Here is a 16,264-nt window from a genome sequence, read left to right on the forward strand (position 1 = left end):
CACTTCAAGGTAGGCGACAGCACTGAAAAGCGCCTGCAAGACACCCGGGACGTAACGCTATGGGCTGACGGCTTGGCTGAGTAACCAGATCCGCTCTGAGCCTCGCAGGTCAGGTGGTAAACGACCCGAGGCCGTGCGACAGGTGCGCGAGGTCCGGTGGCAACGAGATGGCACCTCCAACAGCAGTGCCCAGGTGTCTTGGCAGGACAACCCAGGCACCGCTGGAGACTAGCGGGTCGACTCGCCGCCTGGAGCGACACGGTTTGATGCCAGCAGCGGTCGATAGTGCTGCGGCAACCGCATTCGCACCAGATCCTTGGCGCGTACGGTACTGGTGGGGTAATCGCTGGCCAGATTGGCCGTGCTTACTGGTACCACCACTACGCCCTCCTCGTCGGTCAGCAGCCTTTCCTGGCGAGGAAAGGCGAAGGTGTCAGGGCCGAACACTCCGCTAGGCAGGCCATTCCCACCGTTGGCAAAAGCCAGGTAGAGGTTGTTCTCGCCAGCTCGCACGCGCGCCAGGTGCCAATGATAGAGATCTGCGCCTGTGGGAATGGCACCTGGATGGCGTACGTCGGTGCCAAGGTGGCTGCCGGCAGAGGGACTTGCCAGCAGCGCTGGGCAACCGATCAGATCACAGCCCTGCAAGGCCAACACCCGGGCAGCTTCTGGCACCAGGCAATCTTCCCCTATCAGCAGCCCAAGGCGACCGAATGGAAGATCGAAACAGGCCCAGCTGTCGCCCGCACGGGCCCAGGTCCGGTCGGTACTGCTCAGATGCTGCTTGCGATACACCCCCACCAAACCTTCGGGTCCGAGCAACAGGGCGCTGTTGTAGCAACCTTCCTGAGCCTGCTCGGCGAAGCCCACGACCAGGTGCAGTCGCAGCTGAGCGGCAAGCCGCATAAGCGCCTTGACTGGTGCGCTGGCCAAACTCAGGGCCCTGGCTACGCCTGGGCCTGTGAGAGCCAACTCCGGGCACACCAGCAACTCGGCACCCTCCTCCCGCGCCTGACGGGCAAGGACTTCCAGCGCCACCAGATTACCGTTCACGTCGTTGCCCACTTTCAGCCGGCAGATTGCGATTAGCGAAGCCTTGCCCGGCGGCAGGCTCTGTAAGCCGTACAGGCCAAAGAATGCCAGGGGATTCCAAGCATAGCTGTGCATGGCGAGGATCTTGTATTGCTCCGGACGGCGCAGGGCCAGGCGTTCAGCCTGCGTCTGACGGGCAAGCTGTAGATCAAGATCGGCCAGCAGGATACCGTCGCCGCTGTCCAGCATTGCCTGGACATTCCCTTCCGGATCAATCACACAACTCCCGCCGCTGAACTGCACCCCTCGCTCCAGCCCCCAGCGATTGCTTTCGATCAGGTAACACCCGTTTTCATAAGCCCTATTGATCCAGTAAGGCGCTGGCGTACGTTCGGCCAACCAGTTGCTTAGATGGCAGATCACTTCCGCGCCGGCGACCCCGGCAAGGCGCGCGGTTTCGATGAAGTGGATGTCCATGCAAATCAAAAGCGCGATGCGGCCGATGGGCGTATCGAAAACGCTATGCCCATCCCCTGCCGCCGCCCAGCGCGGCTCTGAGATGTAGGGGTGGCTTTTACGGTGAACGCCGATCAAACCGTCCGGGCCGATGAGGACGGCTGAGTTGTAGTAGAGCTCATCGAGCGGATCGACCTCAGGCATCCCGATGACTACGTAGCACTGGTGCTCGCGTGCCATCTCGGCGAATCGCTCTACGGTCGGACCCGGCACAGGCTCGACATAGGGAGACACCTCTTCGCGGCTGGCCCAGCAATAGCCGGTGGTAGCCATTTCCGGAGTGACGATCAGGCGTGCGCCGGCAAAGGCAGCTTCGCGGACCAGAGATTCGAGTCGCTGCAGGTTGCCGTGGTGGTCGAACTGAGTGGGCTCGAATTGGATGGTAGCGATCTTCAGGGTCGTCATGGTTCAGACTCCGGGCGCACGGATTGCAGGACGCGGGCCTTCGTAGCGTGCCGCGGGGCGCCAGGAAGTAGGGGTATCGGCGGGAAAGTCCGAGAAGTAATAGCGACCACGACTCGCCAGGCTGAACGCCACATGCAGTACCGGACCGACAAGCATGGCGATGAACGAGGCGTAATACATGGGGTACAGGCCCAGGATGCCCGCTGCCCCTATGGCCACCGCGATCAACAAGCTGCCTACACCGCACGGATTCCATCGGCGAAGGTGCTCCCGGCGAAATTCGACGAAATCGCTCGGCGCCAATTTGAACACTCGGCGGCAAATGAAGTAATCGGCGAGGATGATGAACACCCAGGTATTGGTGAGGATGCCGGTGATGGCTAGAAAGGTGCCGGTGTACTGAAGAATGTTGCACAGATAGAACAATACCCCCAGGGCCCAGACCGTGAGCATCCACCACTGCCGACCGGGTCGATAGTCGAGCGCCATATCCATGGTGTTGGACAGCGCGATCGAACCCGAATAGAGATTCATCACATTGATCCGGATCTGGGTTATCACGGTGAAGAGCACGCCAATGGCAGCGATCACGGTGGGAAAGACAAAGCCCGGATCCATGGCCAGGGCGAATGCATCCCCCTTGGCTATGTGCGGCATGAGGGTATAGGCCAGCAAGGCACCGCACAGCATGACCGCAACGATGGGTACCAGCATGCCAAGCATGATGGTTGCAGTCCCCCTATTACTGATATCGGGTTTGGCGAAGCGTCCGTAGTCAGTTCCCAGCAACCCCTGGAAGACGATCTGCCCATTGGCCATGTTCATCACCACCCACAGGGCACTGGCGCTGCCCGCCTCGCGAGGCAACCATCCGCTCGGCCCCACCACCTCATAATTTTGGTGGAGCTGATACAGGCAAAAGGCGAACAGCCCGATGAAGATCGGCACGCCCCAGGTCTGCAGAAACTGCATCGACGACATACCCTTCCAGGCAAACCAGATGGTTACCGCACCGATACCAGCAAAGATCGCCACCCCGCTCAGGGATCCCACCTCGATGCCGGCGTAATGGGCAATTGCGTGGGAAACGATGGTGCCTTCAAACAGGAAATAGAAGATGAAGTTCACCGCGTAGATGAGCGAGGTGAACGCCGAACCCATGTAGCCAAAACCCAGCCCTCGTGTGAGCAGACTCAGCGACAAACCTTCCTTGGCGGCGATCTTCATCACGCAGGCACCGATCACCGTAGCCAGAACCACCATATAGAGAATGGGCCAGAGCATGCCCGGCCAGCCCACCTGGAAACTCATGTCAGCGCCCAAACTGAACCAGAACATTGCGGTGGAATTGCCCAGCAGCACCAGGATGATGGCCGGGATCGGCCAGCGGTAGCGGCTGGGTACCCGCCCTACCGCGTAATCCTCGATAGCCTCGGCTTCAGAAATGTCTTGCGGTCCTTGGAACCATTTTTTCAACAGCCTCATAGCGAACGTCTCCTTTTGCGGGGCATGCAGAGGCCCCTCACGGCAACAATGCCGTGACCTGAACGGGTTAGCGTTAAGTGGAACGACAGGGTGTGCGGTCAGGGGGGGCCGCGTGGGACGGGTTCATGCTCGATGATGGCGCGCGCCACGACTTCCACCGAGCTGCGCTGCGCCATGGCTTGCCGCTGGATGCGTTTGTGCGCTTCGTCCTCGCTGATGCCATGGCGGGCGATCAGCAGCATCTTTGCCATGGCTACCCGGCCGACCGCCGACTGTCGGACCTCGAGTTTGCGCAGCTGCTTAAGCAGCTCCATACGGCGCCGCCAGGTGGCACGGGCCATGATCAATTGAGTGAGCAGGCCGAAGGGTTTCAGCGGACGCTCGATCACGGCCGCCGGCTGGGCGCTAAGCACCAGTTCGAGCATGCTCGGGCTTTCATAACCGACAATGGCAATCACCGGCGGCGCCTGCTCGTCAAGGCCAGCAACCAGCACATCGATAGCGGCGCGCTGATCCAGCTCGATCGACAACAAGACCACATCAGTCTCACCAGGAAGCGCCGTCGGCACTGGCCAAACCTGTTGGACCTTGCAACCTATGCGCTGCAACTGCCCGACCACCAGCCGCGCCTCGGCATCCTGCGGGTGCAGTACCAGCACCCGCAGATCCTTGAGTTCACTCAGAAGCGAAGCGGCTGTCATAAGCAGCCCTGCAAGTCATAGTCGAGCAGATAGGGACAAGGACGCAGCGCTCGGGCCGTCCCCTCGACGATGACGAAACGACCTTGGCTATCAAGTTTTGCTACCCGGGGCCATAGCCAGCAGTGCTGGGTTTCACCGTCGAGGTGTACCTGCCCTTGAGGCGCCTCTATCCGTACCTGGGTCAGGGCCTCGCGCAGGGCACCCGGTTCGCTGCTACCGGCGACCTCTACCGCCTTGGCATAGAGGTGCACCTGGAAGTACGCCGCTTCAGCCGCAGCGGTGATAGGCGCGTTGGCACCATGGCGCGCCCGATAGGCACCCACGAACGCCAGACTGGCAGGGGTTTGCACCGTATCGAACCAGGGTGCGGCACAGAGGTGCCCAGCAGCGTGGGCGGGCGGCATCTGCGCGACCTCCGCCTCGTTGGTCGACAGGCTGATGATGGGCATCCGCGCTGGATCCAGTCCCGCCTGGTAGTAGGCGCCGTAAAGCGTGGGGATGTCTGCACCCACCACCGTGGAATAGATAGCGTCCGGTGCGAGCGCGACGACTCGGTCCATGACCTGCTGATAGCGCTCGACGGAGGCACCGAACGGCAGATAGATTTCGTCGAGCACCTCACCGCCGGCCTGCTGAAACAATTCGCGCATCACCCGGTTCGATTCCACCGGATAGATGTAGGGCACTCCAACGAACAGTACGCGCTTGCCGTACTGGGCCATCACATAGCGGGCAAGGGCAAAGGCGTTCTGATTCGGTGTCGCTCCGGTATACCAGCACAGTGGCGAAAACTCGAAGCCCTCATAGAGCGTGGGATAGAACAACGGAACCCGGCGGCTTTCGATGACCGGCAGCACCGCCTTACGGGTGCTCGACATGTGAGTGCCGAACAGCGCTTGTACGGAATGGTCGTCACAGAGCCGCAAAGCTGCCAGACGGTAATGGTCGGGACTTGCCCCGATGTCGGGCAGCAGAGCCGAGATAGGCTGTCCCAGAATCCCGCCCTGTTGATTGATCTCGTCAATGGCAAGAGCGCTGGCCTGGGCCTGCGTCGTCTCGACGGCAGCGGTCATGCTGTGACGTGAGAACAAAAGGCCAACGTTATGGCCGTGCGTCTGGGTAACAATGGGCATAACTGTGCTCCGGATACCGCAATCGTCCGCCTCTAAGGCAGCGTAAGGGGTACAGGACAGAACGTCGCTGGGGCGAGGTCCGAGCCGGCAGCACTGGCGGCGGAAACGATAAGGCGGTGTCGGCGGAATCGCTTGCATCTTTGGAAGCGAGGCCGGCGCAGAGGCGTTACACCTGCCAGGAGCAAAGCAAATTGTACGCCAGCATTTGCCGGCCTGGTTTTGCGAGGGTCGCTGCGACGACTTCGCGCCAACCTGGTGCAAACATCGGAGGTAGTTGCACTTTATACGTTCGCTCAAGCCACTATCGGACCCTTTGGCAGCCTGGCTTTGCTCGCGCACCCAGGAAAAGCGCGATAGCCAGCTGGCGGATCGACCACCAGCCCGTCCCAAGGACTCTCCCATAGCGGGGATAGAACGGCGGTCTGCCAATAGCCAAATTTGGCACCTTTGTCGCGTAAACCGGCCTTGAGGTACGAAACTTGTAGCTCCCGCGCCAACGGCCCTTTGCGACCCAAAAGGTTTCCCAAATGCACCAAGACGGCTCCCTCGCGTTACCGCCGCGCGTCCGGCATCGGTATACCGGTGACATCGACGAGCATGCGCTATGCGTCGAGGGCTGGCACATGCAATACGATCAGCTGTCGTCGGGTCGTTTTCAGGGCGAGCTCAGCGACCTCTGGCTGGACGACCTCAGCCTGCTGCGGGATCGCTCCAACCAGGCCATGCTCAAGAGCGGCGAGGCCCAGGGGAACACCCTGACCTTCAGCCTGCCCATGCGTGACGCCGGCGCCCTGCACTGCGGCGGCCATACCTTGCACGAGGCCCAGCTACTGGTGGCGCGTGGCGACAATCTGCCGGAGCTGCGTACCCCGGCCAATCTCGATCTGCTCTGCATCAATCTGCAGGAAGCCGAGATGGCGCGCCTGCTGGCCTGCCAGCACAGCACTCTCGACGTGCGCGACCTGTCCGGCTGCTATCGCCTCCCTACCGGCTGTGCCCATGGGCAGCTGGCCGCCCTGGCCCATCAACTCTTCGCCCCGGAAGCGGAAATCCAGACCTGGCTGGACCATCCGCGCACCCGCGCGACCCTGCGCGACACCGTGCTGCTGCACCTGCTCGATCTGCTCGACACCAGCGAACCCCATGAGCTGGCACCTAGCGCGCGGCTGCGCATGGTGCGGCGGGCGCGGGAATACGCCCTGGCCCATCCGGACCAGCCGCCCAGTATCCTGGAGCTGTGCAATCGCGTCGGTGCCAGCCGCCGCAAGCTGCAGTACTGCTTCCAGGAGACGCTGGGCATCAATCCGGTCGCCTACCTGCGCACCCTGCGTCTTAATGCGGCCCATCGCGCGCTGCGCCGGGGAGCAGGCGAATCGGTGCAGGACGTCGCCGCCCGGTGGGGTTTCTGTCACCTCAGCCGCTTCGCTCGCGACTACCGGAGGCTGTTCGGCCAGTTGCCCTCCACCACCCTCAAGACCGCCACGCAGAAGTGCTGAATCTGGCTAACGGCGGATAACGGCTTTCCCTCAGGCTCGAGTGGCCAATAAGAAGAGGGAACTCCATGAACGTTACCCGTCCGCTCCACGCCCTTGCCGTCGGCCTCGCCGTCCTGGGGCTGACCGCCGCGACCCACGCCACCGAAAGCGGCTCGCCCACCACCGCCTTCGGCGTCTACGATTTCGGCGCCGGCTTCACCCCGCCGCCGACGCCCCACGGCACCCTGGGTCTGCGCAGCAACTTCTATCGCGCCACCTCCATCCGCGACAGCCACGGTCGCGACAACGGCAATGACTTTTCCATCGACGTCCTCTCCCTGGGCCTGGCCTACCTGAAGATGACCGATACCCGCGTCCTGGGCGCTCGCTATGGTTTCGGTGGGGTCCAGCCCTTCTTCAGGATGGACGCGGACCTCACCGTCAAGGCCAACGGCGTTCCGGTGTTTGCCGACAGCGCCACGCTCTTCCGCCAGGCCGACATCCAGGTCATTCCGCTGATCCTGCAGTGGGAGCCCTCGCGCAATCTGGGGGTGAACTTCTGGTTTCAGGTGCAGGCGCCCACCGGGGATTACGACAAGAATCGACTGGTAAATCCGGGCACCAACCACTGGACCGTCTCGCCGATGCTGAACCTGAGCTACATCAGCGATTCGGGATTCGAGGTGTCGTCCAGCTTCCAGACCGACTTCAACAGCCGTAACCCCGCCACCGACTACCGCAGCGGCACGGAATACCGCCACGAATTCGCCGTGGGTCAGCACTTCGGCCCCTGGACCGCGGGCCTGGGCGGCTACTACTACCGCCAGCTCACCGACGACGACGCCCCCGGCCTCACCCGCGGCAATCGCGCCCGGGTACTGGCGCTGGGACCGGCGCTGAGCTTCTTCCAACCTGGCCTGCCAGCGGTCTGGGTGCACCTCTACAAGGAGGTCGACGCCCGCAACCGCGCCGAAGGCTACGCCTTCGCCGTGCGGCTCTCCCACAGCTTCTGAGGATCCGTCCATGACCGCCACCGCCTCCCCCCGCCCCACCCCCGGCCGGCGCCAGGGTGCCGTGCTCCTGCTCGGCAGCAGCCTGACCATCATGGGTTCGGTAATGGTCGCCCCGATCATCCCCAAGCTGGGCGCCGAATTCGGTCCCGTCGAACCCCGCGCCGATCTGCTGATCCCCCTGGCGATGACCGGGCCGGCCCTGGCCATCGCCCTCTTCGCGCCCCTGGCCGGCTGGCTGGCCGACCGCCTGGGTCGCAAGCGGCTGCTGATCATCGCCACCTTCTGCTACGCCCTGCTCGGCATGCTGCCGGCGCTGCTGCAATCATTGCCGGCCATCACCCTCACCCGCCTGGTCTTCGGTTTGGCCGAGGCCGCAGTGATGACCTGTTGCGTGACCCTGATCGCCGACTACTGGCAGGGCAGCCGGCGGCTGGCCTACGTCAATGGCCAGGTCATCGCCATCAGCCTGGTGGGCTCGCTGTTCTATGTGGTTGGCGGCGCCCTGGGCGAGCACTCCTGGCGCACGCCCTTCTACCTCTATCTGCTACCGCTGCTGCTGGTGCCCTTCATGCTGCGGCTGCTGTGGGAACCAATCCGCGCCCAGGTCACCAGCGGCGCCGACGAAGGCCCCCAGCACAGTGCGCCGCTGCCCCTGATCGTCAACTACCTGCTGGTCTTCGCCGGCATGGTGCTCAGCGTGGTAGTGCCCATCCAGAGTCCGCTGCTGCTGGTGCAACTGGGCATCACCTCCAGCACCCTGATCGGCGCCTCGGCGGGCCTTGGCCTGCTGGCGACCCTGGGCGGCCCGCTGCTCTGGCCGCTGCTGCGCCGCCGGTGGGGCCTGGCCGGCTGCAACGCCGTGCTGCTGGCCTGCATGGGCAGCGGCCTCTGGCTGCTGGTGAACGCCCGCAGCTACGAAGCCGTGCTGGTGGCGGTGACCGTCCACGGCCTGGGCGTCGGCATGCTGGTGCCCAACACCATGGCACCGGTGATGGGCGCCCTGAGCGCCCGGGCCCGGGGCCGCGGCATGGGCGGCTACACCGGCTGCCTCTACCTGGGTCAGTTCGCCAGTCCCCTGGTGGTGGCAGTGCTCCTGCCCTTCACCGGCGATCTGCACCTGGCCATCCGTACCCTCGCCAGCGCCGCTTTGGTCGCCGCACTGGTCTGGGCGGCCGTCGCCCTGCTGCGGCGCAAGGCCGCCCTGCCCGCTCCGTCGCGCTCTTCCTGAATTCTGATCGAGGATTTTTCCATGCACAGCCTGCAATCCCTGCTGGACACCCAGGACGGCCACGGCCTGGCGACGCTGCTGCGGCAGCGCGAGATCACGGCGAGCGAATTGCTCGAAGCGGTCATCGAGCGCCTGGACACCGTTGAGCCCGGTCTCAACGCCGTGAGCGAACGACTCTATGACCAGGCCCGCGCCGCGGCCCGGGCGCCGCTCGATGTCGAGGCCCCCTTCGCCGGAGTCCCGACCCTGGTCAAGGACCTCTTCACCCCCCTGGCCGGCGCCCGCATGACCAATGGCTCCCTGGCCCTGGGCGAAGCCCGCCCGGATTTCGACTGTGAATTGGTCAGCCGCCTGCGCCAAGCCGGCTGCCTATTCGTCGGCACCACCACCTCGCCGGAATTCGGTACCTCCTACAGCACCGAATCGCGGCGCTTCGGCGCCACCGCCAATCCCTGGAATCCGGCCCACAGCGCCGGTGGCTCCAGTGGCGGCGCGGCTGCCCTGGTCGCCGCGCGGGTGGTGCCCTTCGCCCATGGCAACGATGGCGGCGGCTCGCTGCGGGTGCCGGCGTCCTGCTGCGGGATCTTCGGCCTCAAGCCCAGCCGCGGGCGGATGCCTTCCGGGCCCATGGTCGGTGAAGGCTGGGCCGGCATGGGCACGCCCCACGCCATGAGCCTGTCGGTGCGCGACAACGCCCTGCTGCTGGATGCCACCGCTGGCGCCGACCTGGGCGCGCCCTATGCGGCACCGGCCCACGACGTACCCTTCGCCAGCCTGCTGGAGCGCGATCCCCGCCCGCTGCGCATCGCCCTGGTCGAGCATCTGGCACCCTGGCCGAGCGGACCCGAGGCCCTGGCCGCGGTGCGCCACACCGCCCGACTGTGCGAAAGCCTTGGCCACCACGTCGAGCCGGCGACCCTGCCGGTGGACCTGCCCCGCTTTCTCGACCAGGTGTTCGACATCATCGGTCCCAGCACCCGTCACTACCTGCAGGTGCTCGGCAAGATGCGCGGTGCCCCGGTCAGCGACGAGGAGCTGGACGCCCGTACCCGGGTGATCCTGCGCGAACGGGGCGACATCCCCGCCCATCGCTACGCTGCCGCGGTGGAAGGCCTGCATGCCCTGGGCCGGACCCTGGCACGCTTTCTCACCGACCATGACGTCATCCTCACCCCCACCCTGACCCGCGAACCGCCGCGGCTGGGCGAGCTGGATGGCGACCACCAGGAACGCTCGCTGGCCGAGGCCATCGCCGCCTTCCACAGCTATTCGCCCTTCACCGCCCTGTTCAACGCCAGTGGCCAGCCAGCCATGTCGGTGCCGCTCTGGTGGACCGCCAATGGCCTGCCACTGGGCAGCCACTTCGCCGCGCGCTTTGGCGAGGAAGGCACCCTGCTGGCGCTGGCCGCCCAGCTGGAGCGCGCGCAACCCTGGGCGGGACGGCGGCCGCCGCTGGCGGGCAGTCGCTGAGGCCCGGGGCGCACGGCAAGGCCCGCCACGGTCTCAGGTGAGAGACGGAGATGCCCATCGCAAACTGGCGGGCATCCCGTCACCCGCTTCGCTTGGATGCTCGCTATACTGGCCGCGCACGGCCTGTGACGAATCCCTCTGGCATCCGTGCCGGAGGCTTCAGACTGTCGCTCGCCATCTTCCCCGTTGCCCGGGCAGGGCACCGTACGAGCGACCCGATGAGCATCCTCACCTCGACTCCAGTCCCCTCGTATGGCCTGACCCAGGAAATCGATCTCATCGCCGAGATCGCCGCGGTACCCAAGATCCTGGATGTCGTCTGCCGGATGACCGGCATGGGCTTCGCCGCCGTCGCCCGGGTGACCGATGATCGCTGGATCGCCTGCAGCACCCTCGACCTGATCGGCTTCGGCCTCGAGTCCGGTGGCGAGCTGGAGCTCAAGTCGACCATCTGCGAAGAGATCCGCGATCATCGCCAGCCCGTGGTGATCGACGACGTGGCGCAGGACGACTGCTATCGCGACCATCACACGCCGCTGCGCTACGGCCTGCGCAGCTATATCTCGGTCCCCATCGTGCTGGACGATGGCAGTTTCTTCGGCACCCTCTGCGCCATCGACCCCAAGCCGGCCAAACCCAGTAGCCCCGAGATCCTCTCCGCCTTCGAACTCTTCGCTGGCATGATCGCGCTGGAGATCGGCGCCCAGCGCCGCTTTGTTGCCGCCCGCAACGTCCTGCACAGCGAGGGCTTTTCCCGCAGCCTGCTCCAGGCCAGCCTGGACTGCGTCAAGGTCCTCTCCGCCGGGGGTCATATCGAATTCATGAACGCCCAGGGCCTGGAGCTCAACCAGCTGCAGTCCGTCGATCAGGTGATGGGCCGCGAGTACGCCGCGCTCTGGCCCGACTTGGAGGTCGCGAAGATCCGCCACGCCGTCGCGCGTGCCGCTACCGGCCAGACCACCCGGGTCGAAGGTTTCTGCCCCACCGCCCGCGGCGAGCCGCGCTGGTGGGAGGTCTCCTGCTCACCCTTCGTGGTGGCCGGCACCGGCGAGGTGAAGATCGTCTGCATCTCCCGCGACATCAGCAGTCGCATCCTCGCCCAGCAGGCCCAGCAGGCCCGGGCCGAAGCCATCGCGGCGCTCAACGACGAGCTGGAGCGACGCATCTCGGAGCGCACCGCCGAACGTGATCAGATCTGGAACCGCTCCACCGATCCACTGTGCGTGGCTGACCTCGAGGGCTTCTTCGTCAACCTCAACCCGGCCTGGACGGCGACCCTGGGCTGGTCGCTCGAAGCGCTCAAGGCCCGCCCCTTCCTGACCTTCGTCCACGATGACGATCTCGTCGCCACGCGCCAGGCGTTCCGGGATATCAAGCAGGGCATCGCGCTAGCCAACTTCGAAAACCGCTATCGCCACCGCGACGGGTCCTACCGCTGGTTTTCCTGGAATGCCACGCGCAATGGCGACCTCATCTACGCCACCGTGCGCGACGTGACCCAGCAACGCCAGCAGACGCTGGATCTCGCAGCCGCCGAGGATGCCCTGCGCCAGGCGCAGAAGATGGAAGCCATCGGCCAGCTCACCGGTGGCGTGGCCCATGACTTCAACAACCTGCTCACCGTCGCCCGCACCTCCTGCGACCTGCTCAAGCGCCCCAACCTCAGCGACGCCCGCCGCGAACGCTATCTGGAGGCGATCTCCACCACCGTGGATCGCGCCGCCAGATTGACCGGGCAACTCCTGGCCTTCGCCCGCCGCCAGACGCTGGCTCCCGAAGTGTTTTCCGCCCGGGACAATGTCCTGGCCATGAGCGACATGCTGGAAACCCTGCTCGGCTCGCAGGTCGGCATCGCACTCGAGGTCAGCGACGACCCCTGCCTGGTCTATGCCGACCCCAGCCAGTTCGATACCGCCCTGGTGAACATCGCGGTGAACGCCCGGGACGCCATGAGCGATGCGGGGCGCCTGACCATCAGCGTCGGCACCGTCGCCAGCATTCCGGCCACTGCCACCCAGCCGGCCCTGGCCCTCCCAGCCGTGGCCGTCGCCCTGACGGATAACGGCAGCGGCATCGTCCGGGAGCACCTGGAACAGATCTTCGAACCCTTCTTCACCACCAAGAGAGTCGGCCAGGGCACCGGTCTCGGCCTGAGTCAGGTGTTCGGCTTCATCAAGCAGTCCGGTGGCGAGGTGCGGGTCACCAGCGAGGTCGGTCGCGGCACGACCTTCCACCTCTATCTGCCGATCGCGCCGGCAACCGGACAGCCACCGCCCCTGGATGATGCCGTGGCAACCGCCGATGGCGGCGGGGTCACCGTCCTGGTGGTCGAAGACAATCTCGAGGTCGGCAGCTTCGCCGTCGACCTGCTGAGCGATCTCGGCTACCACGCAGTGCTGGCCGCCAATGCCGAGCGCGCCCTCGCCCTGCTCGCCGACCAGCCTGGCCGGTTCGATGTGGTCTTCTCGGATGTCGTCATGCCCGGCATTAGCGGGCTAGAACTGGCCATCGAGATCAGACGCCTCTATCGCAGCCTGCCGATCCTGCTGACCTCGGGCTACAGCCACGTGCTGGCGACCCATGGCGCCCAGGGCTTCGAGCTGATCCAAAAGCCCTACTCGGCGGACGCCCTGTCTCGCCGGCTGCAGGAGATCCTCGCCGAGCGCGAGACGCACCTGACCACCTAGCGCGCGGCTGGCTGACCGCTACGCCCCGGGGGGGTCGGGCGCGACGGCGTACCGGAACGCGCCGACAGCGGCCCCCCACCCCGCCCTGGCGATCGGGTAACATGCGCCGCCGCGGGCCAGTGGCCCTCTTTCTATCGGTAAGGAGTCGCAGTGTTCGATACCCAGGTCATCATCATCGGTGCCGGCGCGGCCGGTTTGATGTGCGCCCTGAGCGCCGCCGCGCGCGGGCGCCGGGTCCTGGTGCTCGACCACGCCAACAAGGCCGGCAAGAAGATCCTCATGTCCGGCGGCGGCCGCTGCAACTTCACCAACCTCTATTGCGAGCCCGCCAACTTCCTCTCGCAGAACGCGCATTTCTGCAAGTCGGCCCTGGCCCGCTATACCCAGTGGGACTTTATCGCCCTGGTGGCCAAGCACGGCGTGCCCTATCACGAGAAGAAGCTCGGCCAGCTGTTCTGCGACAACAAGGCCAGCGACATCCTCGCCCTGCTGCTGGACGAATGCGAGCGCGGCGGCGTCGACATCCGCCTGGAGACCTCGGTGCAGGAGATCACCCGCCTCGACCCGGGCGGCTATCAGCTGCAGACCAGCCTGGGCCCGGTGCGCGGCGAATCCCTGGTGATCGCCACCGGTGGCCTGTCGATCCCGACCCTGGGCGCCACCGGCTTCGGTTATCAGGTCGCCCGCCAGTTCGGCCATCAGCTGCTGCCGACCCGTGCCGGCCTGGTGCCCTTCACCATCACCGATCCGCAGCTCAAGGAATTCTGCAGCGCCCTGTCCGGCACGGCGGTGGAAGATTGCCGGATCAGCTGCAACGGCCAGAGCTTCGTCGAGAATCTGCTGTTCACCCACCGCGGCCTCAGCGGTCCGGCGATCCTGCAGATCTCCTCCTACTGGCAACCCGGCGATAGCCTCAGCATCGACCTGCTGCCGCACCTCGACCTGGCCCTATGGCTCGCCGAACAGCGCCAGGCGCGCCCCAACAGCGAACTCAAGACGCTGCTCGGCGAGCTGTTCACCAAGAAGATGGCCACCCTGCTCGCCGACAGCTGGTTCCAGTCCAAGCCCCTGAAGCAGTACACCCCCGACGAACTCAAGGCCATCGCCGCACGGCTGCACGACTGGCAACTGGTTCCGGCGGGCACCGAGGGCTATCGCACCGCCGAGGTCACCCTGGGCGGCGTCGACACTCGCGAGGTCTCGTCCAAGACCCTGGAGTCGCTCAAGTCGCCCGGCCTGTACTTCATCGGCGAGGTGCTGGACGTCACCGGCCACCTGGGCGGTTTCAACTTCCAGTGGGCCTGGGCTTCGGGTTATGCGGCGGCGCAGTACGTCTAGGCCAGGGAAAGCGCCTCGCGACTGGATTCAGGTAGCCGCAGACGGCCAGGTCTGGCTCGCGATGCGCAGGAAATTCCCGCCCAGGATGGCGTCGATGTCAGCGGAGGTGTAGCCCCGACCCGTCAGTTGGCTGACCAGTTCAGGCAGCGCCTCGGGTTGCAGCTGGGTATGACCGTGCGGCTGTCCATAGTGGCGTGCCGGCCACCAGTCTTCAGCGTCGACACCAGCGGGAAGGTCATGGTCGGCCGGGCACAGCTCGGTATCCAGTCCGATGCCGATATGCCGGGTCCCGACCCGCTCCGCCAGGTAGTCGATCTGGCGGACATAGCTGGCCACCGAGGCCGAGGGATCGCCCAGAAAGATGCCTAGCCCGGTCAGGCCGATCACCCCATCCTGGTCGGCACAGGCGCGGATCTGCCGATCACTGATCGTCCGGGGATGGTCGTGGAGAGCCTTGATGTTGGTGTGGGAAAAGACCACTGGCCGCGTCGAGACCGCCATGATCTCCAGGCTGGCGCGCTCGCTGGCGTGGGCGCAGTCGAGGGTGATGCCCGCCGCATTGCCGGCCGCCACCACCGCGCGACCCAGCGCCGTCAGACCGCCGCCTGCGCCGTGGCAACCCCCGGCGCAGGCGTTATCGCGGTTGTAGGCGAGCAGCATCTGGCGCACCCCCAGGGAGGCATAGAGCCCGACCATCGCCGGGTCGTCGAGCAGCATGGTCGAGCCTTCGAGATCGAAGGAAACCGCCAGCTTGCCTTGCTCGCGCGCACGCTGCAGGTCGGCCACCGTGCCGACGGGACAGAAGTGCGCGTCGTGCCGGGCCAGCCAGGCGCGAAAGCCGGCGAGGGTGCGCAGCACCGTCGCGAAAGGCGTCATGTCCATGCCGACGTTGAGCGACACGTGATGGAAGCCGGCCTCGTGGTAGCGACTCAAGCCGGACATATCCTGCCCCGGCACCAGTGGCAGGCAGGCATGCGCCTCCCAGCGTAGCGGCTTGAGTCCCGCTTCCCCGGCTGCGACCGTCTGCATCTTCGTCCCCTCTCCACCCGTCTCGAGGGATTCAACATAGCATGCAGACTGGGCCGCTAGCCGAAGGTCACGCCCCGCAACAGCGCCGGATCGACCGCCCGCGCCTGATAGCGCACCGCGGCCTGGCCATAGGCCTGGGGATCGAGCACCTGATCCCAGCGCGCCGGTGCCTGCTGCTGAACCGCCACGACTTCGGCTTGCGCCGGCTTGGGCTGCAGCGCGGCCTGGGCGCGTCTTTCGTTGATCTCGGCAGCCATGGCGGTGTAGCTGGCGGTGCTGAGCAGGGCGAGTGCGGCCATCTTGTTGAAGACGTTCATGGTGGATTCTCCTGTCTTGAACACGGGGGCTGGCGTCGCCGCGGCAGGCGGTCCGGCGTCAGTCACGGTTCCACCTTGCGCCCAGGCGTCTTAACGCTGTCTTAACCCCTCTGAACCCGACCTGAACGGCTGCGACAACCTGCCCCAGGCGCTGGCCACTGGCCAATTGATCTGGATCAGTTTTGCCCAGGGCCAGCAGGCGCATCCTGCAGGCAGTCGCCACTCCGCCCCGGAGCGGCGCCACGGCTCACGAGGTCGCCATGAACGGACGCCTGGTCAAAGAACTCTTGGTCATCCTGCTGATCAAGCTGGCGCTGCTGATGGTGATCAGGAGCCTCTGGTTCAGCGCCCCCACGGTCCCGCCCGACGCCACCCAGGCGGTCAGCGCCCACCTGCTGGACTAGCACCCCTTCCTTTAGCTTGAGGAGATTGCCG

General features: G+C 65.5%; 13 protein-coding genes. 7 read left to right on the forward strand and 6 right to left on the reverse strand.

Features of this window, described 5'->3' with window-relative positions:
- Positions 1-228: 228 nt before the first annotated feature.
- The 4 genes from PVZ72_RS13725 to PVZ72_RS13740 all read right to left on the reverse strand — a co-directional run bounded on the left by PVZ72_RS13725 (position 229) and on the right by PVZ72_RS13740 (position 5,272).
- On the reverse strand, positions 229-1,953 hold the full coding sequence (locus tag PVZ72_RS13725) for a nitrilase-related carbon-nitrogen hydrolase (protein WP_273862204.1): 1,725 nt from the start codon (positions 1,951-1,953) through the stop codon (positions 229-231).
- A gap of 3 nt (positions 1,954-1,956) precedes the next feature.
- On the reverse strand, positions 1,957-3,438 hold the full coding sequence (locus PVZ72_RS13730; RefSeq protein WP_273862205.1) for a purine-cytosine permease family protein: 1,482 nt from the start codon (positions 3,436-3,438) through the stop codon (positions 1,957-1,959).
- Positions 3,439-3,536: 98 nt separating this feature from the next.
- On the reverse strand, positions 3,537-4,097 hold the full coding sequence (locus tag PVZ72_RS13735; protein ID WP_273862206.1) for an ANTAR domain-containing response regulator: 561 nt from the start codon (positions 4,095-4,097) through the stop codon (positions 3,537-3,539).
- A gap of 38 nt (positions 4,098-4,135) precedes the next feature.
- A complete protein-coding gene (locus tag PVZ72_RS13740; protein ID WP_273862207.1) occupies positions 4,136-5,272 on the reverse strand; it encodes a transporter substrate-binding domain-containing protein in 1,137 nt (378 codons plus the stop codon).
- Between the two features lie 527 nt (positions 5,273-5,799).
- Here PVZ72_RS13740 and PVZ72_RS13745 point away from each other — a divergent pair.
- From PVZ72_RS13745 to PVZ72_RS13770, 6 genes are all read left to right on the forward strand, one after another.
- Positions 5,800-6,768 carry a helix-turn-helix domain-containing protein gene (locus tag PVZ72_RS13745; RefSeq protein WP_273862208.1) on the forward strand — a complete coding sequence of 323 codons (969 nt, stop codon included), beginning with the start codon at positions 5,800-5,802 and terminating at the stop codon, positions 6,766-6,768.
- A gap of 65 nt (positions 6,769-6,833) precedes the next feature.
- Positions 6,834-7,760 carry a SphA family protein gene (locus PVZ72_RS13750; protein WP_187979595.1) on the forward strand — a complete coding sequence of 309 codons (927 nt, stop codon included), beginning with the start codon at positions 6,834-6,836 and terminating at the stop codon, positions 7,758-7,760.
- 10 nt (positions 7,761-7,770) lie between these two features.
- On the forward strand, positions 7,771-8,988 hold the full coding sequence (locus tag PVZ72_RS13755) for an MFS transporter (protein ID WP_187979596.1): 1,218 nt from the start codon (positions 7,771-7,773) through the stop codon (positions 8,986-8,988).
- Positions 8,989-9,009: 21 nt separating this feature from the next.
- Positions 9,010-10,458 (forward strand): amidase, encoded by a 1,449-nt coding sequence (locus PVZ72_RS13760; RefSeq protein WP_187979597.1) that lies wholly within the window; start codon positions 9,010-9,012, stop codon positions 10,456-10,458.
- Between the two features lie 218 nt (positions 10,459-10,676).
- The gene (locus tag PVZ72_RS13765; RefSeq protein WP_273862209.1) at positions 10,677-13,145 is read left to right on the forward strand and encodes a PAS domain-containing protein; all 2,469 of its coding nucleotides are present in this window, start codon (positions 10,677-10,679) and stop codon (positions 13,143-13,145) included.
- Positions 13,146-13,295: 150 nt separating this feature from the next.
- Entirely contained in the window at positions 13,296-14,483 is a 1,188-nt protein-coding gene (locus tag PVZ72_RS13770; protein WP_273862210.1) for an NAD(P)/FAD-dependent oxidoreductase, read from the forward strand.
- A gap of 27 nt (positions 14,484-14,510) precedes the next feature.
- Here PVZ72_RS13770 and PVZ72_RS13775 read toward each other — a convergent pair whose 3' ends face one another.
- The gene (locus tag PVZ72_RS13775; protein WP_273862211.1) at positions 14,511-15,512 is read right to left on the reverse strand and encodes a dipeptidase; all 1,002 of its coding nucleotides are present in this window, start codon (positions 15,510-15,512) and stop codon (positions 14,511-14,513) included.
- 56 nt (positions 15,513-15,568) lie between these two features.
- Positions 15,569-15,829 carry a hypothetical protein gene (locus PVZ72_RS13780; protein ID WP_273862212.1) on the reverse strand — a complete coding sequence of 87 codons (261 nt, stop codon included), beginning with the start codon at positions 15,827-15,829 and terminating at the stop codon, positions 15,569-15,571.
- Between the two features lie 260 nt (positions 15,830-16,089).
- Between PVZ72_RS13780 and cydP the strand changes: the two genes are divergently transcribed.
- Entirely contained in the window at positions 16,090-16,233 is a 144-nt protein-coding gene (gene cydP, locus PVZ72_RS13785) for a cytochrome oxidase putative small subunit CydP (RefSeq protein ID WP_166655895.1), read from the forward strand.
- Positions 16,234-16,264: the final 31 nt, after the last annotated feature.

It is taken from the genome of Pseudomonas sp. LA5, from assembly GCF_028640825.1.
In the GTDB taxonomy this organism is placed as follows: domain Bacteria; phylum Pseudomonadota; class Gammaproteobacteria; order Pseudomonadales; family Pseudomonadaceae; genus Chryseomonas; species Chryseomonas aestiva.